The sequence below is a fragment of the Sporosarcina sp. PTS2304 genome (assembly GCF_003351785.1).
Taxonomy (GTDB): Bacteria; Bacillota; Bacilli; order Bacillales_A; family Planococcaceae; genus Sporosarcina.
Genome location: NZ_CP031230.1, coordinates 1077337 through 1100414, shown reverse-complemented (window position 1 = coordinate 1100414; position 23078 = coordinate 1077337). Strand labels below are relative to the sequence as shown.

General features: G+C 42.8%; 23 protein-coding genes. 5 read left to right on the top strand and 18 right to left on the bottom strand.

What is annotated here, in order from left to right; all coding sequences use genetic code 11:
- Positions 1-11: 11 nt before the first annotated feature.
- The 8 genes from DV702_RS05130 to parE all read right to left on the bottom strand — a co-directional run bounded on the left by DV702_RS05130 (position 12) and on the right by parE (position 10706).
- Complete coding sequence (locus DV702_RS05130; RefSeq protein ID WP_114923786.1) at positions 12-1208, bottom strand: acyl-CoA dehydrogenase family protein; 1197 nt, start codon at positions 1206-1208, stop codon at positions 12-14.
- 31 nt (positions 1209-1239) lie between these two features.
- Positions 1240-1674: a Zn-ribbon domain-containing OB-fold protein gene (locus DV702_RS05125; protein WP_114923785.1), complete on the bottom strand. Its 435-nt coding sequence runs from the start codon at positions 1672-1674 to the stop codon at positions 1240-1242.
- A gap of 10 nt (positions 1675-1684) precedes the next feature.
- A complete protein-coding gene (locus DV702_RS05120; RefSeq protein ID WP_114923784.1) occupies positions 1685-2845 on the bottom strand; it encodes a thiolase C-terminal domain-containing protein in 1161 nt (386 codons plus the stop codon).
- A gap of 31 nt (positions 2846-2876) precedes the next feature.
- A complete protein-coding gene (locus tag DV702_RS05115) occupies positions 2877-3302 on the bottom strand; it encodes a MaoC/PaaZ C-terminal domain-containing protein (RefSeq protein WP_114923783.1) in 426 nt (141 codons plus the stop codon).
- Between the two features lie 13 nt (positions 3303-3315).
- A complete protein-coding gene (locus tag DV702_RS05110; RefSeq protein ID WP_240315684.1) occupies positions 3316-3711 on the bottom strand; it encodes an FAS1-like dehydratase domain-containing protein in 396 nt (131 codons plus the stop codon).
- Positions 3712-3772: 61 nt separating this feature from the next.
- Positions 3773-5926, bottom strand: a complete 2154-nt coding sequence (locus DV702_RS05105; RefSeq protein ID WP_114923782.1) for an acetate--CoA ligase family protein — start codon at positions 5924-5926, stop codon at positions 3773-3775.
- A 341-nt stretch (positions 5927-6267) separates the two neighbouring features.
- On the bottom strand, positions 6268-8694 hold the full coding sequence (parC, locus tag DV702_RS05100; protein WP_114923781.1) for a DNA topoisomerase IV subunit A: 2427 nt from the start codon (positions 8692-8694) through the stop codon (positions 6268-6270).
- Entirely contained in the window at positions 8691-10706 is a 2016-nt protein-coding gene (parE, locus tag DV702_RS05095) for a DNA topoisomerase IV subunit B (RefSeq protein WP_205407222.1), read from the bottom strand. The genes parC and parE overlap by 4 nt, the downstream gene beginning before the upstream one ends.
- Before the next feature lie 223 nt (positions 10707-10929).
- On the opposite strand from parE, the gene plsY reads away from it, so the two are divergent.
- Positions 10930-11532 (top strand): glycerol-3-phosphate 1-O-acyltransferase PlsY, encoded by a 603-nt coding sequence (gene plsY, locus DV702_RS05090; protein ID WP_114923779.1) that lies wholly within the window; start codon positions 10930-10932, stop codon positions 11530-11532.
- A gap of 29 nt (positions 11533-11561) precedes the next feature.
- The gene (locus DV702_RS05085; RefSeq protein WP_114923778.1) at positions 11562-11858 is read left to right on the top strand and encodes a HesB/YadR/YfhF family protein; all 297 of its coding nucleotides are present in this window, start codon (positions 11562-11564) and stop codon (positions 11856-11858) included.
- A 25-nt stretch (positions 11859-11883) separates the two neighbouring features.
- Here the strand turns inward: DV702_RS05085 and DV702_RS05080 are convergent, their stop codons facing one another.
- The 3 genes from DV702_RS05080 to acnA all read right to left on the bottom strand — a co-directional run bounded on the left by DV702_RS05080 (position 11884) and on the right by acnA (position 16169).
- Positions 11884-12198: a hypothetical protein gene (locus tag DV702_RS05080; protein WP_114923777.1), complete on the bottom strand. Its 315-nt coding sequence runs from the start codon at positions 12196-12198 to the stop codon at positions 11884-11886.
- Positions 12198-12623, bottom strand: coding sequence for an acyl-CoA thioesterase (locus DV702_RS05075; RefSeq protein WP_114923776.1), 426 nt, complete (start codon positions 12621-12623; stop codon positions 12198-12200). Before DV702_RS05075 ends, DV702_RS05080 begins: the two co-directional genes overlap by 1 nt.
- An 825-nt stretch (positions 12624-13448) precedes the next feature.
- On the bottom strand, positions 13449-16169 hold the full coding sequence (gene acnA, locus DV702_RS05070) for an aconitate hydratase AcnA (protein WP_114923775.1): 2721 nt from the start codon (positions 16167-16169) through the stop codon (positions 13449-13451).
- Between the two features lie 307 nt (positions 16170-16476).
- Here acnA and DV702_RS05065 point away from each other — a divergent pair, with 307 nt between their 5' ends.
- Together DV702_RS05065 and DV702_RS05060 are read left to right on the top strand one after the other, a co-directional pair.
- A complete protein-coding gene (locus DV702_RS05065; protein ID WP_114923774.1) occupies positions 16477-17019 on the top strand; it encodes a cysteine hydrolase family protein in 543 nt (180 codons plus the stop codon).
- Between the two features lie 143 nt (positions 17020-17162).
- On the top strand, positions 17163-17417 hold the full coding sequence (locus tag DV702_RS05060; protein ID WP_114923773.1) for a GlsB/YeaQ/YmgE family stress response membrane protein: 255 nt from the start codon (positions 17163-17165) through the stop codon (positions 17415-17417).
- A gap of 78 nt (positions 17418-17495) precedes the next feature.
- On the opposite strand, the gene DV702_RS05055 is transcribed toward DV702_RS05060, so the two are convergent.
- The 5 genes from DV702_RS05055 to DV702_RS05035 all read right to left on the bottom strand — a co-directional run bounded on the left by DV702_RS05055 (position 17496) and on the right by DV702_RS05035 (position 19575).
- Positions 17496-18176, bottom strand: coding sequence for a lytic transglycosylase domain-containing protein (locus DV702_RS05055; RefSeq protein WP_114923772.1), 681 nt, complete (start codon positions 18174-18176; stop codon positions 17496-17498).
- A 20-nt stretch (positions 18177-18196) separates the two neighbouring features.
- The gene (locus DV702_RS05050) at positions 18197-18787 is read right to left on the bottom strand and encodes an SCO family protein (protein ID WP_114923771.1); all 591 of its coding nucleotides are present in this window, start codon (positions 18785-18787) and stop codon (positions 18197-18199) included.
- Positions 18788-18909: 122 nt separating this feature from the next.
- On the bottom strand, positions 18910-19035 hold the full coding sequence (locus tag DV702_RS05045; RefSeq protein WP_114923770.1) for a YvrJ family protein: 126 nt from the start codon (positions 19033-19035) through the stop codon (positions 18910-18912).
- Between the two features lie 72 nt (positions 19036-19107).
- Positions 19108-19326 carry a DUF2922 domain-containing protein gene (locus DV702_RS05040; RefSeq protein WP_114923769.1) on the bottom strand — a complete coding sequence of 73 codons (219 nt, stop codon included), beginning with the start codon at positions 19324-19326 and terminating at the stop codon, positions 19108-19110.
- Between the two features lie 21 nt (positions 19327-19347).
- Positions 19348-19575 (bottom strand): DUF1659 domain-containing protein, encoded by a 228-nt coding sequence (locus DV702_RS05035; protein WP_162805721.1) that lies wholly within the window; start codon positions 19573-19575, stop codon positions 19348-19350.
- Between the two features lie 133 nt (positions 19576-19708).
- On the opposite strand from DV702_RS05035, the gene DV702_RS05030 reads away from it, so the two are divergent.
- Positions 19709-20152 (top strand): DUF2621 domain-containing protein, encoded by a 444-nt coding sequence (locus tag DV702_RS05030; RefSeq protein ID WP_114925843.1) that lies wholly within the window; start codon positions 19709-19711, stop codon positions 20150-20152.
- A 66-nt stretch (positions 20153-20218) separates the two neighbouring features.
- On the opposite strand, the gene brnQ is transcribed toward DV702_RS05030, so the two are convergent.
- On the bottom strand, positions 20219-21547 hold the full coding sequence (gene brnQ, locus DV702_RS05025; RefSeq protein WP_162805720.1) for a branched-chain amino acid transport system II carrier protein: 1329 nt from the start codon (positions 21545-21547) through the stop codon (positions 20219-20221).
- Between the two features lie 115 nt (positions 21548-21662).
- Positions 21663-23018 carry a sigma-54 interaction domain-containing protein gene (locus DV702_RS05020; protein ID WP_162805719.1) on the bottom strand — a complete coding sequence of 452 codons (1356 nt, stop codon included), beginning with the start codon at positions 23016-23018 and terminating at the stop codon, positions 21663-21665.
- Positions 23019-23078 lie beyond the last annotated feature (60 nt).

Here is a 23078-nt window from a genome sequence, read left to right as displayed (position 1 = left end):
TCCGCTATCTATTAACGTCCCATATCTTTCGGTAATCCTAGTACGCGTTCACCAATTGTATTTCGTTGTACTTCGCTCGTTCCGCCACCGATCGTCTGACCGAATGAAGCGAGGAATAGACTTTGCCATTTAGAATCGACAGCTGCGTCCTTATCCCATAGCACACCTTGATGGCCTTGCATCTCAACAGCGAATGAAGACAATTCTTTATTCAACTCACTGACGACTAACTTATCAATCGAGCTCTCTGGTCCCGGTTGTCCGTTCTTTACTGTCGTTGTAAGATTTCTAAAGTAATTCAATAGCGATCCACGCACACGAGCATAAAAGCCTGCCATTTTTTGTCTGATTAACGGATTGTTGATTAACGGTTGACCGTTCACTTTATATTCTTGCGCTAATTTCACTGTATCGTTAAACTGCTTTTCCAATGTGAATAGCTCTGCACCGATACCTGTGCGCTCATGAAGCATTAATGCGATCAACACATGCCAGCCAGCATCGACTTTTCCAACGATATCCGCATCTGTTGCGACAGCGTCTGTTAAATAGACTTCGTTAAAGTCTGTATGACCGTCCATTTGAACGATCGGAAGAGTTTCGACACCTGGCTGATCCATATCGATCAGGAACACTGTAATGCCTCGGTGCTTCTTCTCAGGCACATTGCTCGTACGTGTCAGTAAGAAACACTTATCTGCCACATGTCCGAAGCTAGTCCATACTTTTTGTCCGTTAATGAGCCAACGATCTCCATCTTTTACCGCACGGGTTTTCAGTGCTGTTAAATCCGATCCGGCACTTGGCTCTGAATAGCCTTGGCACCACACTTCTTCGCCTGTCAAAATTTTCTTCAAGTATTTCTCTTTTTGCTCTTCCGTACCCATATCGATTAACGTAGGGCCTACCATATGAATCCCTATGTAATTAATGAGTGGCGGCGCTTTAACACGTACCATTTCTTGATGGTAAATGATTTCTTCCATTAAGCTGGCGTCTCGTCCACCATATTCTTTCGGCCAAGCAATTGCGGCCCATCCACCTTCGTACAGCTTGTTTTGCCATGCCCGTAAGTACGCGGAGTACTCATCCAAATCTTCCGGTAAATCGCGTTTCCCTTCTAGCCATCCTTCCGGGAGATTCTCTTCCAGCCATGTGCGTAGTTCGGTTCTAAATTTTTCTTCTTTTTTCGTAAAAGAGAAATCCATAATCGCTCATCCTTCCTATCTTATCGATCCGTCAGTTTTTTATCGGTGTCCATTGCGGTAAGGCGCGGTCTTCTGTAATATCTACCCACGTCATTTGGATCGGCATTCCGATTTCCAAGTCTTGTTCTTCGCAGTTCAGAATATTGCCCATAATTTTCACTTCGGGCACATCGTCCAGCTGTGCCAAGGCTATAATCGTCGGTAGTTCATCTTGGAATCCAGGCAAGAACGGGCGGTAGGATACGACGTATGAATAAACAGTTGCTGTAATATCATCGCCGAAGTTTTCCCAGCTGACATTCGGGCTGCCGCATTTCGCGCAGCTCGGGCCTGGTGGTTGTGCGTATGCCTGGCAATCATCACATTTTTGCAAAGCCAATTGATGGGCATCCGCTGCATCCCAATACGGTTTATTGTCTTGATCTTTTAATGGAATTGGTTTTTGGTACGTCGTTGCTGTTTTCATAGTATTCCTCCTAGTTTCGTAAAATCATCGCGCCGGCAATATCCGGTCCAGCCCAGCCCGTTAAGATTCCCATTTTACAATCCTCGACTTGACGATCGGTTCCTTTATAGTCGTGACGCAGTTGTCGGACAATCTCGATGGCATTGTTCATGCCATGTGTATAACCTTCAGACAACATGCCGCCCGCTGTATTCGTCGGTAGTTTGCCGCCGATTTTCAGATTTCCTTGCGCGACGAACTCACCTACTTCTCCGCGTTTAGCAAACCCGTACGCTTCTAACTGACGCAGTACGACCCAGCTAAAGCAGTCATAAATAGCTGCGACGTCGATATCTTCTGGTGTAACGCCTGCATTTTCATACAGTTCTTCTGCTACGTAATCAGCCGCCACATGATCGACGTCATTCCAATAATGTGTATGTGGGTGACACTCTCTAATGGCGATGCCTTTAATGTAAACAGGTGTAGACGTACACTCTTTTGCTCGCTCCGCTGAAGTGACGATAATCGCATTTCCTTCATCCAGCTCTAGGCAAGAATCATGAATATTGAATGGTGAGCTAATATCCGGTGTCGCTAAGTAATTTTCCATCGTTAACGGCTTGCCATGTAGAAACGCTTTTGGATTACGTTGTGCATGTTCGTAGAAACTCAAGCACACTTCACCAAGATGTTCTTTCGTAATCCCTGTTTGCTGCATATGACGTGTCGCAAACATGCCGAACCATTGCGATGGACTCGCTGAACCATAAGGAATGACAAAGCTTCCACCTGATAGTGCGCCTTGCAACATATCTGGATCATAGCCGCGTCCTACACGTGTACCCGAACTACCATTCATCGAGCGGTAAATGAGCACTGTGTTCAACATGCCCGATTCGATCAATGAAATCGCATCACCGATCAGCATTTCAGTACTCGAACCGCCACCTTGAATATCTTTTACATATTTCGGTCGAACTCCTAAGTACGTAGCTAGCTGATGAGACGTACATGAATCATTTTCGTTATAGTTCATAAACCCATCAATATCTGTCGCTTTGATCCCCGCGTCTTTAATAGCGGCTCTTGCTGCATCCAGTGCTAGATGTAGAGGAGTTTTTCCTGACTTTCTAGAACGTTCACTCTCTCCTACACCGACAATTGCATACCGATCATTTATAGTTCCCATACGTAATTCCTCCTATTTCACATTCGCTTTCTTACGTTAGTTGTAAAATGGCACTGCCTGATCCAACGATTTCGCCTGATTTCTTTTCAGCTGTTAAATCGAGTGCGATACAGCGCTTGCCTTCTTCTTCATACGTGCGTTCTACCACTCCAGAGCAGCGAATTTCATCGCCCACGAATGTCATTTTTCCAAAACGCATTTTAAAATTGATGACTTTCGCTTGCTGAGCTGCTACTTTCATCACATACTCGCCTAAAAAACCCATGACGAGCATGCCGTGTGCGATGACTCCGTCCATGCCGATTTTTCGTGCAAACTCATCGTCTAAGTGCAACGGGTTAAAATCCCCTGAAGCTCCCGCATACTGAGCGAGTTGTACTTTCGTAATCGGTGGTTTCAGCATCGGTTCGATTTTCTGGTCTGCTACTAGATCTTCTAACACCCAATCTTTAATCATACTTACCCCTCCGTTATTTCGCTAATGAACGATAGACAATATTCATGCGACTAATACAAACTAGCTCGCCAGTGTCATCTTTCATCTCGGTATCTAGTTTTAAAAACTGCATTTTTCCACTTTTTCCTTCTTTATCGTATAGATCACTGACTCTCATCTGACAACGTAAGCGATCTCCTATTCTAACAGGCTTGTAATAGATGAATTCCTGTTCGCCGTGAAGCATTCTACGATGATCGAGATCTATAGGAAGTTCATTGTCTCCATTGTTCATTGCGATCGGGAACGTAGGAGGAACGATGAGTCCTTCATATGCCGATTCGTTCGCATAGTTTTCGTCTGTATAAAGTGGGTTCGTATCCCCAATTGCAGTGGCGAATTGACCGACATGCCGTTTTTTCCACTTCAAATATATATTCGTTACTCGTTAATCCCACTACACTTTGATCTAAATCCATAGTTCATCCACCTCACTTCGTAATAATCAATGCATCTGCAGCGACAATCCCTTGTTCATAAACAAGTAAAGGATTAATATCAATCTCTTGAATTTCGTCCGCATAATCTTGAACTAATGCAGAAACTTTCAGCAATACGTCGATAATCGCTTCCGTATCGACCGCATGTTTATTTCGGACACCTGCTAATAATTGGTTACCTTTTAGTTCTTCCATCATATCTACCGCGTCTTGTCTTGTAATCGGTGCCACTCGGAACGAAACGTCTTTGAACACTTCTACAAACACGCCGCCAAGACCGAACATGAGCACAGGACCAAACGTTGGATCATTAGTTACACCGACAATGACTTCGACTCCTTCAGGCAACATTTCTTGAACGGAGATGCCGTGAATGTCTGCTGTTGGACAATGTTCTTTTGCACTCTTCATAATTTCCTGGAATGCTTTTCGAACATCTGCTTCATTTTGTACATTTAACCGAATACCATTCACTTCTGTTTTATGTGGAATATCAGGAGAATCGACTTTCAAGACGACAGGGTAGCCGATCGACTGCGCGACTTCCACCGCGTGATCTTCTGTTTTGGCGATTACGCGTTTTGTTGTACGAATGCCGTAAGTGGATAGCACATCACTCGATTGTGACTCACTTAACGTTTGATTCGTTGGTAATAAGTGATGAATATCCACTTTTGTTATTTCGCTACTAGGTGCGAGTTGAGCCTGTTCTTTCGTTTTTCTATATTTTTCTGCATAGTCCACGAGTTTGCCGAGTGAACGCACAGGATTCATATTTCCTAAAATGAACGGAATGCCGTTGTCCTCTAAGTATTGGACGCATTTCGGAGTGGACATTCCTTCTAATGGGAAGTTTGAAATAAACACAAACTTATCGGAGTTTTTACATAGCTCCACAAACTCTTGTAAGACTGGTGTATTCTCGTCCCAATGGAGCGGAAATTCCGGGAACATAATAATATCTGTATCAGGATCGTTGACGAGAACACGTAACGGCTCCAAGTAAAGTTCAGGATTCGTAATCGATGCAGCCGCTGTTAAATCAACAGGGTTGGAAGCGCTTGCAAAACTAGGAATATTTTTTTCGATTTCCTGTCTTACATGATCACTTAACTCATGAATGACTAATCCGTTCGCTTCACAGCGATCCGCTTCATTAATACCTCGTCCACCGGAACTTGTCACTATGACGGTATTTCTTCCGGTTGGTAGTTTATTGGATAAGAATAATTTAGAAAATGAAATGATGTCATCGTAATCATCTGCTCGGATAATTCCAGTTTGTTTGAAGAAGCCGTCATACACTTGATCTGCTCCAGCTAATGAACCCGTATGAGAAGCAGCAGCACGGCTACCTGCATTACTGCGGCCGGACTTCATGACGATGATCGGTTTATTGATTTCCAAAGCGTATTTCGCAAGCATACGTAACTTTTCTGGATTTTTCTCGCCTTCTAAATAGCCGCTAGCTACTTTTGTTTTCGGATCATGCAACATGTACTCGATGACGTCGGAAAATTCTACATCTACTTCATTTCCTACGCTGACGAAATAGTTAAATGTTAGACCTTGCTGTGCGGCAGCGATATATGTTAAAACGCCGAATGCTCCACTTTGTGTCACGAAGCCGACTTCGCGTCTTTTACCTAGTGGTACGTTCGTTAACCCTGGAGAGAATGTACCCATCAAACCGTTTGTCGTATTGAGGAGACCGACACAGTTCGGACCGATTAATCGCATCTTGTATTGTTGCGCAATTTCTAGTAAACGATTTTGTGCGACAATCCCTTCTTCCCCGATTTCTGAGTAGCCGGACGCAAAGACAATCGCTGCTTTGACACCACTTTCCCCACATTCGATTAAACAGCTTTCTACTTGGTTGATGCCTACGCATAGTATCGCTAAGTCAATTGCTTCTGGCGCGTCACTGACACTTTTATAACAAGGCAAGTTCGCAATCTCTTTGGATTTCGGATGAATCGGATAAATATCTCCTGCAAATCCTGCGTCGATTAGTGCTTTTAATTGTAAGTATCCTATTTTGTTCGTGTTTTCAGATGCTCCCATTACAGCGATTCTACGTGGGTGAAACAATGGATCTAATTCTACGTTTGAGGGTAGTACTTCATGTAACAATTTCATCATCTCGTCACCTCTCCACTTTCATTACTTGCGCTACTTGATCTGTACTGCATGTATAGAATCATACCAAAAGGAGTTTTTTTCTCTTTTCTTTTTTCTGCAGTAAATAATTAATCTTATTAGGAAAGGAAAGAATGAATAGACTGGAGTGAACCGTTGGTAAATAAGAGTTTTTTAATTCTTTATTTTCTGATTAGTCAAGTTCATCCCGACTTTCATGTGTGATTGACCCGACAATCGAGAAAGATAAGCGCTTACATTTCGGAATGTTGAGAAAGTCGTGCATGATTTGTGGAAATGAAAAAACGGATCACAACCTTTTTGGCAAGTTGTGATCCGTTTTTTTAATTTTTTTCTTTTTTCATCGGAGCGAGTTGTACGATAGCTCCATCTTTTGCTTCGTCTACGATTGCACTTCCTGTGGATTGGCGGTTCGTATTTTTCAGTGCCATAGGATCCACTTCAACTGTTTTGTTTTTTGCTGTCCATAAAACAAAATCTACATCCTCTTTGACGGCTTTCATATCGACAATGCGATGCGGGTTAGACTTTAATTCTTTTATGATCGTAACGCCTCGTAGTGCTCTTGCGCTCGTGTCGAATTCTGAAATATTCATTCGTTTCACCGATCCCCGCTGCGTAGCAAGGAAGATGTTCTTCGTTTGATCTGTAATGACTTCAAAGGCGACCAGCTCATCTTCATCCTTTACGTGAATTCCCCGTACGCCGCCGGTTCGGATTCCGGTAATGGCGAGTTCCGTTAGTGAGAATCGCAAGGAATAGGCTTGCTTTGTGATGAAGAGGATATCCTCGGTTCCTGTGACGAGGCGTGCCCCTATTAACCGGTCTTCTTTTTTAATATTCATCGCTTTGTATGAACGGTTATAGCGCTGGACTTGGAAATCGGATAGCTTGGACAGTTTCACATTACCGTTTGATGAAGCGGTTACGACAGTATGATCTTCATCAAAACTTTCTATGCCGATGACGTCCACTAACTCCTCGTTTGGCTCCAGGCCGACGATACTCGATAAATGCTGCCCTAGATCTCGCCAGCGAATATCCGGCAGTTCATGCACAGGCTGATAAATATAATTCCCGAGTGACGTAAATAATAGTAAATGGTGTTGGGTATTCATCGAGAGTTCCAATAAGTTATAGTCGGCTTCTTTCATTTCTTGGCCTTTGCCGTTAGAAGCTGAGTACGAACGCATACTTGTACGCTTGACGTATCCACTCTTCGTAACAGAAACCATCACTTCTTCGCTCGGTACTAAAATATCCAAGTCCACTTTCAACTCTTCAATTTTCTCTTCAATGACAGACAGACGAGGTTCAGCAAATTGTTTGCGGATCGCTTTTATCTCTTTTACTAAGACGGCAGTCAGCTTCGACTCGCTCGCTAATATTCCTTCGAGAGTGACGATTAATGCGCGCAGTTCTTCTTCCTCTTTCTTCAATTCTGTAATGTCTGTGTTTGTCAGGCGGTACAGTTGCAGTGACACGATGGCCTCTGCTTGAATTTCGGTGAATTCATACGCATCGACCAAGTTTTGCTTCGCGTCTTTTTTATCCTTGGATGCACGAATCGTCCGAATCACTTCATCTAGTATCGATAGAGCTTTCATTAAGCCGTCGACGATATGGAGGCGATCTTTTGCTTTTTTTATATCAAATGTCGAACGTCTCGTAATGACTTCTTTTTGATGATCGATATAGGCGTCGAGTAGCATAGGCAACGACATGAGCATTGGACGTCTACCTGCAATTGCGATCATATTAAAGTTGTAGGTGATCTGCAAGTCTGTATGCTTCAGCAAATATTGCATGATCGCTGTACCGTCCATGTCTTTTTTTAATTCCACAACAATCCGCAGTCCCGTCCGGTCGGATTCATCACGAATTTCTGCAATGCCGTCGAGTTTACGATCATGACGCAATTCATCCATTTTCTTCACTAAATTCGCCTTGTTTACATCATATGGAATTTCTGTGATCGCAATTTGGGTTTTGCCTGCTTTAAGTTGTTCGATTTCCCACTTCGCACGGATAATAAATCTCCCTTTACCCGTCTTATACGCTGTACGGATGCCATCTGTCCCTTGAATAATAGCTCCCGTAGGAAAATCAGGACCAGGTATCACGGTCATCAGTTCTTCTACTGTGACGTCTGGTTTCTTCAGGCGCATCAAAACGGCATCAATTACCTCATGCAAGGCATGAGGTGGGATGTCTGTTGCGTAGCCTGCTGAGATGCCTGTCGAGCCGTTAACAAGCAAGTTCGGAAAACGACCGGGCAGTACAGTCGGTTCTAGCTCTGTATCATCAAAGTTCGGTGCGAAATCTACTGTTTCTTTACGAATATCACGTAACATTTCACTTGCGATAGCAGACAGGCGAGCTTCCGTATACCGCATCGCAGCAGCAGAGTCCCCGTCTACAGATCCGTTATTGCCATGCATATCAATCATTTCATGACGCAACTTCCACGACTGACTCATGCGTACCATCGCATCGTATACCGACGTATCGCCGTGCGGATGGTAGTTACCGATGACGTTCCCGACTGTTTTTGCTGATTTACGAAAAGCTTTGTCATGCGTATTCCCTTCATGGAACATGGCATATAAAATACGTCGTTGAACCGGCTTTAAACCGTCCCGCGCATCGGGTATCGCGCGGTCTTGAATAATGTACTTACTGTAACGCCCAAATCTGTCACCGATGACTTCTTCTAAGGGAAGATCTTGAAACGTTTCTGAATGGGTCATTCCATATCCCCCTCAACATGTATAAATGCATTGTCTAATATATTATGTTCTTCAATTAAGCCGAAATCGACATTTTCTTCGATCCATTTACGGCGCGGTTCGACTTTATCACCCATTAGCGTAGTGACACGACGTTCTGATTTCGCTCCATCTTCAATCGTCACACGGATCAATGTGCGTGTTTCCGGATTCATCGTTGTTTCCCATAATTGGTCGGCGTTCATCTCACCGAGACCTTTATAACGCTGAAGCATATAGCCTTTGCCTATTTTTTTCATTGCCTCGTCTAAATCATCCTCGGTCCATGCATAAGCAAGCTTTTCACTTTTGCCGGAGCCTTTGAACACTTTAAACAGTGGCGGCAGGGCAATGTATACTTTTCCCGCTTCAATCAACGGTTTCATATAACGATAAAAGAATGTCAGCAGCAGTACTTGAATGTGTGCACCGTCTGTATCGGCATCCGTCATAATAATGATTTTATCGTAAGCGGAGTTTTCAATTTGAAAATCTGCTCCGACGCCTGCACCGATCGCATGAATAATCGTGTTGATTTCTTCATTTTTCATAATGTCTTCCAGTTTTGCTTTTTCTGTATTGATGACTTTTCCGCGCAGTGGTAAGATCGCTTGGAATGTGCGGTCGCGGCCTTGTTTCGCAGAGCCGCCCGCTGAGTCCCCTTCGACAAGATACAATTCGTTCTTCGCCGCGTTTCTCGACTGTGCCGGCGTCAGCTTACCTGATAACAGTGTATCGGACTTTTTGCGCTTCTTCCCTGAACGTGCATCTTCCCTCGCTTTTCTTGCTGCTTCACGTGCTTGGTGAGCGCGAATCGCTTTCCGTACAAGATTTGCGCTTAACTCGGCATTTTCTTCGAGAAAGTATAGTAATTTCTGAGAAACAACCGCATCTGTGACAGTGCGCGCTTCGCTAGTACCTAATTTCCCTTTCGTCTGCCCTTCAAACTGCAAAATTTCTTCCGGAATACGGACAGAAACAATTGCCGCAATTCCTTCACGGATATCAGCACCGTCTAAATTTTTATCCTTTTCTTTCAGTAAGCCTGTTTTTCTCGCATACTCATTTACTACTCGTGTCATCGCAGCTTTAGCACCCGTTTCATGGGTTCCACCGTCTTTCGTCCGTACGTTATTGACGAATGAAAGGATCGTTTCAGCATACCCGTCGCTAAATTGGAACGCGAATTCAACTTCAATGCCGTCTATTTCCCCTTCTAAATACGCGACTTCGTGCAACACATCTTTTTCTTCGTTCAAGTATTCGATAAAGGCTTCAATTCCAGATTCATAATGGAATACATCTGCTTTATCGGTACCTTCTTCTTGTAACGTAATCTGTAAACCTTTTAATAAAAAGGCAGACTCGCGCAATCTTTCGGCCAGTGTGCTGTATTGATAGGTAATCGTTGAAAAAATCGTCGTGTCAGGTTTGAAATGAATAATCGTCCCTGTTTCTTTCGTCGTGCCTACTTGTTCCAACGTAGTCACTGGATGTCCGCCATGTTCAAAACGTTGAATGAACTTTTTACCGTCGCGGAAGATCGTCACTTCTAGCCATTCCGACAATGCATTGACTACAGATGCCCCGACTCCGTGTAATCCACCACTTGTCTTATAGCCGCCTTGACCGAACTTTCCACCAGCATGCAATACGGTCAAAATGACTTCTGCGGTAGGTTTACCCGACTGGTGCTTTCCTGTAGGCATACCACGTCCATAATCCCGGACGCTGACACTGCCGTCTTTGTGTATTGTCACATCGATTTTTTGGCCAAAACCAGCTAATGCCTCATCTACAGAGTTATCGACTATTTCATATACTAAGTGATGCAGTCCTCTAGTATCCGTAGAACCGATATACATTCCTGGTCTTTTTCGAACTGCTTCTAGTCCTTCTAAAATTTGAATGGAACTGTCATCATACGTGTTTTGTATTTTCTGTTTCTTCAAAATGAAACCCCCATCAAACAAATGTTCTCTACTTTTTATCATACCTCTTCAAACAAACGTTGTCAAATCAACGTTTGTTTCCGTCAACTCATTGTATATAAGAAGTGTTAGGAAATCAAACTGAATTAGTGACAGCTAATCGAACTATCTTTTATTGTTCACCATTAATTCTTTCCCGTACGTTCTTCCAGAAATCTAATATTGTCCAGAACTTATGCATCTGCTACACTTAATAAACACGTATATAAAGTAAAAGGGGTTCACTATGGATAATTATCTTATCATTCTAGCAGCCTACCTGCTCGGCTCAATACCTTCCGCCCTCTGGATCGGAAAACTATTTTATCAAACAGATGTAAGAAAGCACGGCAGCGGCAATATGGGTGCAACGAATACATTCCGCGTACTAGGAAAAAAAGCGGGTATCGTCGTGACGTTACTGGATATTTTAAAAGGAACAGCGGCCGTGCTATTACCGTTGCTGCCGTTCTTTGCTGATACAATCATTCATCCGCTTTTACTCGGTGTAGTCGCTGTACTTGGGCATATTTTCCCGATATTCGCTGGTTTACGTGGTGGGAAAGCTGTTGCGACTTCAGGCGGAGTGCTGCTTGGCTATAATTGGCCGATTTTCTTATTGGTTATTATTACGTTCTTAATTGCTTTAAAGCTAACAAAGATGGTATCGTTGACTTCCATCATCGTCTCCATACTTGGACCGATTTACTGTTTGGTTTACTACTTGATGGGCGGCGATCTATATTTATTTTTAGTCGTGACATTGATGGCGTTTTTCATTTTCTATCGCCACCGCGCCAATATTAGCCGCATTAAGGATGGTACTGAACCGAAGATCAAATGGCTATAGAGTCTCAACTCAGAAAGGACGTCTACTACATGAATATCCACGTATCAGAAAATGCTGTTCATTGGTTCCACAACGAAATGGAAGCGACTTCTGGCGACTATGTGAAGTTTTTTGCACGATATGGCGGTTCCAGCCCGTTGCACGAAGGTTTTTCGATGGGGATCACGAAAGAAGCGCCTGACGAACTAGCGGTAGAAACGGTCATTGACGGGGTTCATTTTTATGTAGAAGAACGCGATCTCTGGTTCTTCGATGACCATGATTTACATGTCGATACCGATCCCGAAAGCGAAGAATTAGCATTTCGTTACGATCGGTTGAATTAAATGAAAATGGTAAGCACGACTCCAACTAGGAGTTATGCTTACCATTTTTTAATCGGCTTAATTGCTCAAAGCGTTGTTCTTTTTTTAAAATTTCTACTTGCCGCTCCCCTAGCAGATCAAAATGCGGATAGTCGTCTCTGGAATGAATCCATTCACGACGTAATCCATATTGCTTTCCCCATTTGACCAGTTTCTCTATGTCACTGCAGCCGACCTTGGTCACGGTGTTGACGTTCGGAAAGCGGTCGTCGAGCCAGTAATGTGTGAGGAATGCAATGTTTCCTGACTGTACTTCTTTTTTCCACTCACGCAGTTGTTGCCGATCGATGCCAAATGCCATTAATCTTCCCCTCGCTGGATTTCTGTATAGGTAGCATCCCATTGAGGATGGATTTTTCGCAATGAAACGGGGCGGAAGCTATCTCTTTTTACGATGACGTGCTCTGAAACTGCAGTAGCAGCAATTGTGCCGTCTGCGTGCAGAATTTCGTAACCGTAAGTAGTGCGGAGTTTGCCGTGTGATTGTACCCACGTACGGACGGTTATAGTCTCTCCATAGGTTATGGATGTTTTGTATTTTACGGAGACTTCGGTGACGGGCGATAGATAGCCGTCTTTTTCTAGTTGCGCGTAGTGGAAGCCTAGGTCTTGGATTAGTGTCGTACGGCCGATTTCCATCCAGATGAGGTAGTTGGCATGGTAGACTACTCCCATTTGGTCGGTTTCTGCGTAACGGACTTCGATTTGTTTTTCGCTGCTGAACATGTATATTCACCTCAGTTCTTAGTATACCGAATGTCTGGTCAATTGGCTTGTAGGAGCTTCGGTGGCTCGAATATTATCTGGGTTGGTAAGGAACGTTGGATGTTTTGTGTTGTTAGTCAGTGAGATTTTTTGGTGTTGGTATGTTGACCCTAGTGTTTGTTGGGTGCTGGAATATAGTGAGGTTTCAGCTTTCTATTTCCGCTTCGGCACGTGGGGGATTGCCTTACGTGGTAAGCCAGCTAGCAGGAGAGCACTGCTAGTTGTCTTACCACAACGGCTGACCCCGCAGTTGTGCCTTCGCTAGTAAGGATACGTATTAAGTGTTGCGCACTGTTCTAAGATGGAAAATACTTATAGACTTCCATGAACTCTGTAGTGTATATTCCGTCAAAGAACGTAGGCGCCTCCCCAGCAGTAGGCGGAGCGATGAGACTGAAAAGCGAACTTCTTTTCTGGCTTATTGCGGGAGCCATCTGCCAGCGCCGAAGTGGATACAATGAGCCAATCACACTCTCAAAACAGAAACGAAAAAAGGTTGTCTTGCACTAGCTTAAATCCTTCACAAACTACAATGAACTACACAACAAACCTATCCTCTCTAAACGCAGGCGCCTCCCCAGCAGTAGGCGGAGCGATGAGACAGAAAAGCGTCCTTCTTTTCTGGCTTATTGCGGGAGCCATCTGCCAGCGCCGAAGTGGATACAATGAGCCAATCACACTCTCAAAACAGAAACGAAAAAAGGTTGTCTTGCACTAGCCCCAGCTGTTTAGCTGCAACGAAAAAAGAGCGTCCAATGGTTGTCGGACGCTCTTTTTGAAGATATATTACTTAACTTTTGCAGCTAATTTGTTACGTAGAACCATTTGAAGGATTCCGCCGTGACGGTAGTAGTCGATTTCAACTTCAGAGTCGAAACGAGCCAATACTTCAAATTCAGTAACCTTGCCGTCTGGAGCTGTTGCAGTGACTTTAAGGATTGAACGTGGCTTAACGCCTTCCGCAATGTTAACGCAAATTTCTTCTTCGCCTGTTAAGCCTAGAGACTCAACGTTTTCACCATTGATGAACTGAAGTGGAAGAACACCCATCATCACTAGGTTTGAACGGTGAATACGCTCGAAGCTTTCTACGATAACTGTTTTAATTCCTAGCAAGTTCGTACCTTTTGCTGCCCAGTCACGTGAAGAACCCATTCCGTAGTCTTTACCACCAAGAACTACTAGACCTGTTCCGTCTGCTTGGTACTTCATCGCAGCATCATAAATCGGCATAACTTCTTTGTTCGGCCAGTACGTAGTGAATCCACCTTCTGTACCTTCAGCAATTTGGTTACGGATACGGATGTTAGCGAATGTTCCGCGCATCATGACTTCGTGGTTACCACGACGTGATCCGTATGAGTTAAAGTTACGTGGCTCTACGCCGTTTTCACGCAAGTAGATTCCAGCAGGTGTATTTAGACCAATTGCTCCAGCAGGTGAAATATGGTCAGTCGTGATAGAATCACCGAACTTACCGATTACACGCAAGCCTTCAAGTGTTTCGATTGCACCTGGCTCTTTCGAAAGGTTTTCGAAGAACGGAGGATTTTGGATATATGTTGAATTCTCATCGAAATCATACAATGAATCATCAGTAGTTTCGATAGCGTTCCATGCTTCGTTTTCTGTGAATACGCGAGCATATTCTTTACGGAACAATTCAGGAGTTACTGTAGCGTTCAATACATCATTTACTTCTTGAGTAGAAGGCCAGATGTCCTTGAAGAATACATCGTTTCCGTCTTTGTCTTGTCCGATTGCATCTTTAGCGAAGTCGATGTTCACAGTTCCAGCTAGTGCGTAAGCAACAACTAGTGGAGGTGAAGCAAGGTAGTTCGCTTTAACAAATGGGTGTACGCGTCCTTCAAAGTTACGGTTACCAGAAAGTACTGACGTTACTAGAAGATCTTCGTCACCAATTGTTTTTTCGATTTCCGGAAGTAATGGACCGGAGTTACCGATACATGTAGTACATCCGTAACCTACTGTGTTGAAACCAATTTTGTCCATATATTCTGTCAAGCCAGAAGCGTTCAAGTAGCCAGTAACAACTTTTGAACCTGGAGCCAATGAAGTTTTAACGTATGCAGGAACTTCAAGTCCTTTTTCAACAGCTTTCTTCGCAACTAATCCAGCCGCTAACATAACGTAAGGGTTAGATGTGTTTGTACAAGAAGTAATAGCAGCGATTGCTACGTCACCTGTTTTCAACTCCACTTTACGGCCGTCAGCAAATTCGATTGTGCCTTTTTTCTCAAGCTCTTTTGGTGTTAACCCAAAGCCTTGTGTTCCTTCTGGAGCTACAACTGCATCTTTGAATGACTGTTGCATTTCAGTTAAAGGAATCAAGTCTTGTGGACGCTTAGGACCTGAAAGGTTTGCAGCGATATCACTTAGGTCGATTTCAACAACTTTTGTAAAGTTTGGCTCTTCAGCATCAGGTGTGAAGAACATATCGTTTTCGATCAAATATTGCTTAGTAACTGCGATGTGGTTTTCATCACGGCCAGTTAAACGCATGTAGTTCAATGCTTCTTCGTCAACTGGGAAGAATCCACATGTAGCACCGTATTCAGGAGCCATGTTCGCAATCGTTGCGCGGTCAGCTAATGGCAATTTAGATACGCCAGGGCCGAAGAATTCAACGAACTTGTTAACTACACCTTGTGCACGAAGAGTTTCTGTTACTTTAAGCGCCAAGTCAGTTGCAGTTGTTCCGTCTGGAAGTTCTCCAACTAATTTCACACCAATAACTTCTGGGATTGGGAAATATGAAGGCTGTCCAAGCATACCTGCTTCAGCTTCGATACCACCAACACCCCATCCAAGTACGCCGATCCCGTTGATCATTGTTGTGTGAGAGTCAGTTCCTACTAATGTATCTGGGTATGTTTCGAATGAACCATCTTCGTTTTCAATCGCATGTACTACGTTAGCAAGGTACTCCAAGTTTACTTGGTGAACGATACCTGTTGCAGGTGGTACAGCGCGGTAGTTATCGTATGCTTTTTGTGCCCAGCTTAGGAACTGGTAACGCTCAGCATTACGCTCAAACTCTAGTTCCATGTTCAATTGTAGAGCTTCAGGTGTACCATAGCTATCTACTTGTACAGAGTGGTCAATTACTAGATCCACTGGAATTTCAGGGTTGATTTCGTTTGGATCTCCACCTAGTTCTTGCATTGCAGAACGTAATGAAGCTAAGTCGACTACTACTGGAACTCCTGTAAAGTCTTGAAGAATTACGCGTGAAGGTTTGAATGGAACTTCAGCGTCTGCGTTTTGTACAGCGCCCCATTTAGCTAAATCTTCAACGTGCTCATCTTTGATAACGTATCCGTCGTGTTGACGAAGTACTGATTCTAGTAATACTTTTACTGAATATGGAAGTTTAGATACTTTCGCGATTCCTGCTTCTTCTAGAGCTTTTAAACGGTAGTAGTTATATGTCTTTCCGTTAACTTCGAAAGACTTACGGCTGTTATGCAAATTGCTTTTTGCCATGTGTTATTTCCTCCCTTTATGTACTTAAGTACTGAAAGATGAAAAGTACGCATCTTTCCTCTACTCCATCTTAGTATAGCAAAGAAGAATAGTAAAATACATATAATTTATAGGATGACATAAGAAAACATTATGACTAAATCATTTTTCATTAAGAATTCTCAATTATTCAACTTCATTCTCAAATAGACAGTTTATTTTTATAAAAAATCCATTTTCTTGTAATAAAACGGTAGGTGGCTGTCTTTACATATGACTAGTCAAGCAAGGCGTCCTGTGACAAAATAGAAGAAAGGAGATGAACTTTATGAAAAAAGCTTTATTGGTCATCGATTATACAGTAGATTTTGTGGCATTAGATGGTGCGTTAACTTGCGGGCCACCCGGAGTAGAATTAGAAGAGTACATCGTGGACTTAACCGCCAGCTACATCGAACAACAATTGCCCGTCTTCGTCATCAATGATTTACATGAAAAGGATGACGCTTATCATCCCGAAACGGCCCTCTTCCCTCCCCATAATATTCGGGATACTGCTGGTAGGAAACTTTTCGGCAAATTACAGGAGTTGTATGATGTTTATTCAGAAGACATGATTTGGATGGATAAAACCCGATACAGTGCGTTTGCAGGAACAAATTTGGACATTCAATTACGCGCACGAGGGATTCGGGAAATTCATCTGATGGGCGTGTGTACGGATATTTGTATTTTACATACAGCAGTCGATGCCTATAATCTCGGCTATACGATTTTTGTGCATGAAGGCGGAGTAGCTAGTTTTAATCCGATTGGTCATGACTGGGCGTTGGCGCATTTTACGAATACATTAGGAGCTACTGTCGTCTAAGGAAAATAAGGAGATTTACCGTGCAACCTAACCGATAATCCACATTTTTTTGCATAAAATATGCTAATACATGTTTCATGTATTAAAAAGACGGTAATACAAATACTAAGCAAGAGCTACATACTAAAAAGGAGATGAACAACATGAGCTTTATTTGGTTCTTAATTATCGGAGGAGTTATTGGTTGGTTAGCCGGACTTATTGTTGGAAGAGATATTCCAGGCGGTATTATCGGTAACATTATTGCAGGTATTATCGGTGCATGGGTCGGTGGTGCATTGCTTGGAGAATGGGGTCCACAGATTTCAAGCTTCTACTTTGTACCCGCGTTGATCGGTGCAGTCGTACTCGTATTTGTTGTGAGCCTAATCATGAAAAGTATGCGTCGTGCATCATAATATTAGGTACGTGAAGTCGTTCATCGGCTTCACGTTTTTTTTGCATGAAAAAGCGCAAAGCCGAAGTGGCCTTGCGCTTTACTTTTTAGCTTGTCTTTCTGATTGTTTGCGTTGTTCTTCAAATTCGTGAAAATACCACAGAACGTCTTCTACATACTTTTCACTGTGATTGTATGCAAAAATAGCCTTTTCTATATTGCCGTCCGCCGCCCCGCTATCAGACAAATAATTCGCTGCACTGTAAATAGCGTCTTCCATGTCGAATGGGTCAGCAATGCCGTCTCCGTTCGCATCTACACCATAGCCACCATATTTTGCAATGACTGCTGGATTGGTTTTGTCCCGCTTCGGAATTTCTCCTTTGCCGAGTTCTTTACAACCCGGATAATTCCAGCCAACGAACGTACACGGCATGAACTGCATCGGACCTTCTGCACCTACTGGAGAAACGTCCCTTTTCATTGTCGAAAACCGCGTTTCAATTCGGTGATGGGCCGCCAGCAACGTCCACGGAATTCCATACTCTTCAGCTGCTGCGATATAGATCGGAATATACTCCTTCGGTACCGTTGCTCCTGTTTGGCGGTCATGGATAGTAAATAGAGCAGAAGCAGATTGATCGTTGACGTTCTTTTTTTCAAAACTCACAAATAGAATGGCAGAAATGGTGAAGAGCGTGACGGCAACCGGAATCAATAAAACCAAGAAAGCGATCATTACGCGAATGGATCGGCGCAATCTTCTTTTCTTTCTCGCCATTGCCTCACCTCTCCTATCTATTAGTTGCCTTCTTTTATCAAAGCTTTCATGTCTTTTACGATTGTATCATAAGGCACATTATCTTTCCCATCATAGAGTTTGACGACCTCATTATGTTGGTTCACAAGACCGAATGAGATGCCGTGCAATACTTGATCGGTATTCGGAATTTGTTTGACGATTTGCTTGAAAGAAGAAGCGCCCAACTTTTCGATAGTTTTCATGTCGTATCCTGTCAACATTTCCCACTTACTTTCGTCTGGTGCGCTGAATAAGCCAAGATAGTTTTTCAATTCTTCCGGTGTATCTACATCAGGATCGACGCTAAACGAAACAATTTTATAATCCTCGACCTTATTATCGATTAGCTCTTCCTGTAAACGCACCATATTGCTCATCATCGGCGGACAAGCCGTTGTACATTTCGTGAAGACGAATTGCGCTAGCCAAACAGAACCTTCTAAATCTTCATCTGACACTTTTTCATTGTCTTGGTTTGTGAACTCAAATGAATTCACTTTATACTTATGATCTGGCTTGAACCCTCCGCCACATGCACTTAACACGAGCACGAAAACGAGAGTCAATAGAATGAATAGCTTTTTATGCATGAAATGATTCCTCCACCTTTTGATAGTCACTTTATCATAACGAAAGTTCGGATTCCATACAAGGTGGAGGATGGTAGCTATTTGGCTAAACATTGACGGAATCATGAAGTTCCAGTGAAGTTCTAGCGATTCATATCCGACAGCACTTGATGGATTGCTTCGAGCTTCACTTCTAGACGATGTAGCAGGTAAAACGAAACAAAAATCGGAAACCCAATATCTTGAACGAGCTGTAGCCATTGATCCATAGAGCACGCCTCCTTTTCTATACAATGAAAAACCGGCTTCCAGTACGCTACTGAAAGTCGGTTTTTTTATGGTTAACGACTGATTAACGTTTGTGTATCGCGTTCTACTATACGCGCGCTTTTAATCGACTCTAGTGGAGATTCTTCAATGATGAATACACCGCTTGCGATGACTTGCTGCATCACTGACTCCACTCCTGCAGCCGTCAGATCGATCCGGGGTTCATCTACCGTTAACTTGACCGATTCGTTAGCCGCTGTTAAAAACGTCAATTCCAAAACTTTTGCCATTTGTTTCGCCTCCTATTTCATTTAGATTGTGCGTTGGACATCTTCTGTAATGACTCGTTCTACTTTGATCATCGGGTAGTCGCATAAAGAAGCAAGCTGTGTAAATGCGGTATACAAATCCGATGCGGACGCTTGTCGTGTAACGTTTTTATACGTTTTCACTTTACGGATCGTATGACCATTTTCACTCACTCCTGCGTTGAAGTGAATTTTACCTGTTGCATGTCCGAATTCGAGTGTTGCGCTCATCTGCATCACCTCCTTTCACCCGTTATATAGAATGAAAGTAAGAAAAGAATACGTTGTTAGTGAAATATTTTAGGTTTGCTTTTATAATAGAACGTAGAATGGAAGAGGTGAAAAAACAGTGCAGGACCTATTTATGTGGTTTATCCTATTTTGGGGCGTTGTACTTATTGGTTTATTTGCGATTGGCGGATTTTTCATGTTCCGCAAGTTTTTGAAAGTGCTTCCGAAAGAAGACGGGAAATCGACATTGGACTGGGAAGAGCATTACGTCAATGAATCATTGCATTTATGGAATGATGAAGCGAAGAGTATGTTAAATGAATTGGTGACTCCTGTACCGGAATTATTCCGTGATGTCGCGAAACAGAAGATTGCTGCGAAAATCGGTGAAATAGCATTGGAAGACGATGCACGTACGATTGAATTCGACCATATTATCGAAGGGTATATTTTGGCGACTCCGAAACGTGATCATAAATTCTTACGTAAAAAGTTAAAAGATATGGAAGTTGACGTACAACCTTACGAACATTTCTTTACGATGAAAAGAGAAGTAGAAGTGGAAGATTATCGGTAATTTACGTAGTATCACAAAAATATGCATGAAGACTTTTTTAGTCTCCATGCATGTTTTTTGTCGTGCTTACCGATGCGTTTCATCTGTCGGTGTAACTATAGGGACAGGCTTTTTCGGAACACTTATCATCGTGTCGAGTATCCATCCTATGATCCCCCCGACAATCGCAGGTACTAACCAAGCAAATCCACTCGTACCAAGTGGCAACAATTCTAGCATAGTAGATATAGTATGCGATCCAATACCGAATCCAGCGATTGTTTCCAAAGCGCTAACGATAAATGTCATCAAGATCGCACCTTTGTAAACGCCTGCTTTTGAAATGTATTTATTGAAAATACCTAGCATGACGAGCACAATGGCGATTGGATACAGTAATGTGAAAATCCAAATTGTGTAGGAAATAATCTTGTCTACTCCTAGCGTAGCGATGGAAGCAGAGACGATACAGATTATACCAACCCACAGCTTATACGCGATACGATCCTTTACCAACTTCGTTAAGAACTCCGCAATAACAGCTACGACACCAATCGTTGATGTCAGACAAGCGAGCGCAATGACGACTGCTAACGCAACTGCTCCTCCGCCGCCGAGTAATTGGTCAATCAGGCCTTTAACGAGCGTTGTACTTTCGATATCTGCCGGAAACTGCGAGACGGCTCCAGCACTTATATACAATAGCCCACCGTAGACAATTAACAAACCTATACCGGCGATCAAAATAGCTTGCATGGCCATACTTTTGATCTCTTTTCCTTTATAACCATAATGCCGAATAGCCAAAATGAAAATCGGTGCACATAAAATTCCTGTAATGACATCCCCTGTTTGGTACGCATTGACGAATGCTTTCGAAAATGCTTGAGTAATCCCTGTATCAGATGGTGTGCCAAGAGGGAAGAAAATCCCTTTACCAACGATGAACAATAACAAGATGACCATGACCGGCGTCAAATAACGACCGATTCGGTCAATGACATTCGTTTCATCTTTCGCAAAGAAAAATGCGATCGCAAAAAACCCGATAATCGTTACAACAGAAGGAAGATTTGGCAATAAAGCGACTGTTCCTAATTCATGAGTCGTCGCAGCCATTCTCGGAATCGTTACGAAGACCCCGATGCCCACCATTAGCAACAAGTTGAATACTGCATAAAACCAAGGCGCGATCGGATTTGTTAAATTTTCAAACTTGCCGCCCACTTGTAAAATTGCAATGACCGCAAGTAAAGGTAACACAATTCCTGTAATAGAAAAACCAAGTAAAGAAGATACCCAATGCGAACCACTCGCAATTCCTATCGATGGCGGAAAAATCAAATTCCCTGCGCCAAAATATAGGGCGAATAAAGCAAAACCTAAGATGAATGTGTGGGATATTTTACGGCTCAAAAAGACCACTCCTTCGTAATCGTTTACAATTCAAAATTAGAATATTTCATATACTCACTATATAGGGAGAAATCCAAATAAAAAAGAGGAGAAAATTTTCTCCCCTTCGTAAAAATTATGATCGCAGTCCGTATTTATCTAATTTGTATTTTAACGATTGTTTAGAGACTCCTAATCTTCGCGCCGTCTCTGCCAAGCCTTGTTTCGCTTTTTGGAACTCTTCTTCAATAAGTGCACGTTCAATATTTTCCATCGTATCCCGTAAGTTTCCTTGGAGACTTTCTGTAGAAATCAGTTCCAGCTGCTTGTGATCCTCTATATTGAGCAACGAAAAGTCCTTTTCTGTCAGTTCGTCTCCTTCTACGTGGTGATAAGCAGCCTCCATCGCATTGCGAAGCTCACGTATATTACCTGGCCAAGGGTAGTTTTCCAATTGCCGCATCATACTCTCGTCAATCGCTTTGACATTCATATCCATACGTTGATTGTAGAAATGAATGAAGTAGTCCACAAACGGTTCAATATCCTCTTTGCGCTCGGCTAGTGTAGGAAGGTTCATGCGCAAAGTGGCTAATCGATAGTAAAAATCTTCTCGTAATTGATGTTCACGAATCAATTGCTCAGGGTCTTCATTGATCGCTGATATGATTCGCACATCGAGTATGATTTCATCGGTTCCTCCTATACGACGGATTTTCTTATCTTCAATGACTTTCAATAACCTGGCCTGTACCTCTAAAGAAAGGACATTGACTTCATCGAGAAATAACGTCCCTCCTTCTGCTTTTTCGAATAGACCTATGCTGCCACCTTCTACACCGAATAACATCTGTTCAGCACCTGCTTGGGATAAGGTGCCGCAGTCTAGTGTGATAAATGGTTTCGCGAATCGATTACTTACGTTATGAAGACATTGTGCGACGACATTCTTTCCCGTTCCTGTTTTCCCGTAGAGGAGAACATTCGTATCACTTTTCGCGATTCGAGGGAATGTAGCCGTTAGTTCTTTCATATGTGGGCTTTTCGCGATGATGTCGTCTATCGTGTATTGCGTTCCATTTTTTCTATACAGTGGATGTTTAGCGTAACTTTCCACATGTTCGATATCTTCTTTATCAAAGTAGTGGGAGGAAAACTCGACTGCTCCAACGACTTTTCCACTTTCTACAATCGGGTACGTGGAGCTTTTCGATGTATAGGAACTACCCGTTTTTGTTAGTAATCGCTGCTCGAAATTGATAATTTCTTGTCCTGTTCGGAGTACATTCATAATCGTACTGTTTGACGATTCTAAATTTGTATAAAAGCTAAGGATGTTTTTCCCTAAAAAGTCTTCTGGACGGTGTCCTAGTTTCATTAAAATGGATAAATCCGCCACGTCATAATATAACGTTTCTCCATATTCGTTAACGACGAGGACATTGTCATAACGAGAGATGATGTTTTGTTCATTGTTATAGGAACGGTTCATGTGCATTACCTACCCTTTACGTTCTATCTACATTCTATTTTACTTGACTAGTAAGCGACT

Coding starts and splice junctions, on each gene's coding strand:
- DV702_RS05130 (WP_114923786.1), bottom strand. CDS start 1,208: ATGGATTTCTCTTTTACGAAAAAAGAAGAAAAATTTAGAACCGAACTA.
- DV702_RS05125 (WP_114923785.1), bottom strand. CDS start 1,674: ATGAAAACAGCAACGACGTACCAAAAACCAATTCCATTAAAAGATCAA.
- DV702_RS05120 (WP_114923784.1), bottom strand. CDS start 2,845: ATGGGAACTATAAATGATCGGTATGCAATTGTCGGTGTAGGAGAGAGT.
- DV702_RS05115 (WP_114923783.1), bottom strand. CDS start 3,302: ATGATTAAAGATTGGGTGTTAGAAGATCTAGTAGCAGACCAGAAAATC.
- DV702_RS05105 (WP_114923782.1), bottom strand. CDS start 5,926: ATGATGAAATTGTTACATGAAGTACTACCCTCAAACGTAGAATTAGAT.
- parC (WP_114923781.1), bottom strand. CDS start 8,694: ATGACCCATTCAGAAACGTTTCAAGATCTTCCCTTAGAAGAAGTCATC.
- parE (WP_205407222.1), bottom strand. CDS start 10,706: ATGATAAAAAGTAGAGAACATTTGTTTGATGGGGGTTTCATTTTGAAG.
- plsY (WP_114923779.1), top strand. CDS start 10,930: ATGGATAATTATCTTATCATTCTAGCAGCCTACCTGCTCGGCTCAATA.
- DV702_RS05085 (WP_114923778.1), top strand. CDS start 11,562: ATGAATATCCACGTATCAGAAAATGCTGTTCATTGGTTCCACAACGAA.
- DV702_RS05080 (WP_114923777.1), bottom strand. CDS start 12,198: ATGGCATTTGGCATCGATCGGCAACAACTGCGTGAGTGGAAAAAAGAA.
- DV702_RS05075 (WP_114923776.1), bottom strand. CDS start 12,623: ATGTTCAGCAGCGAAAAACAAATCGAAGTCCGTTACGCAGAAACCGAC.
- acnA (WP_114923775.1), bottom strand. CDS start 16,169: ATGGCAAAAAGCAATTTGCATAACAGCCGTAAGTCTTTCGAAGTTAAC.
- DV702_RS05065 (WP_114923774.1), top strand. CDS start 16,477: ATGAAAAAAGCTTTATTGGTCATCGATTATACAGTAGATTTTGTGGCA.
- DV702_RS05060 (WP_114923773.1), top strand. CDS start 17,163: ATGAGCTTTATTTGGTTCTTAATTATCGGAGGAGTTATTGGTTGGTTA.
- DV702_RS05055 (WP_114923772.1), bottom strand. CDS start 18,176: ATGGCGAGAAAGAAAAGAAGATTGCGCCGATCCATTCGCGTAATGATC.
- DV702_RS05050 (WP_114923771.1), bottom strand. CDS start 18,787: ATGCATAAAAAGCTATTCATTCTATTGACTCTCGTTTTCGTGCTCGTG.
- DV702_RS05045 (WP_114923770.1), bottom strand. CDS start 19,035: ATGGATCAATGGCTACAGCTCGTTCAAGATATTGGGTTTCCGATTTTT.
- DV702_RS05040 (WP_114923769.1), bottom strand. CDS start 19,326: ATGGCAAAAGTTTTGGAATTGACGTTTTTAACAGCGGCTAACGAATCG.
- DV702_RS05035 (WP_162805721.1), bottom strand. CDS start 19,575: ATGAGCGCAACACTCGAATTCGGACATGCAACAGGTAAAATTCACTTC.
- DV702_RS05030 (WP_114925843.1), top strand. CDS start 19,709: ATGTGGTTTATCCTATTTTGGGGCGTTGTACTTATTGGTTTATTTGCG.
- DV702_RS05020 (WP_162805719.1), bottom strand. CDS start 23,018: ATGAACCGTTCCTATAACAATGAACAAAACATCATCTCTCGTTATGAC.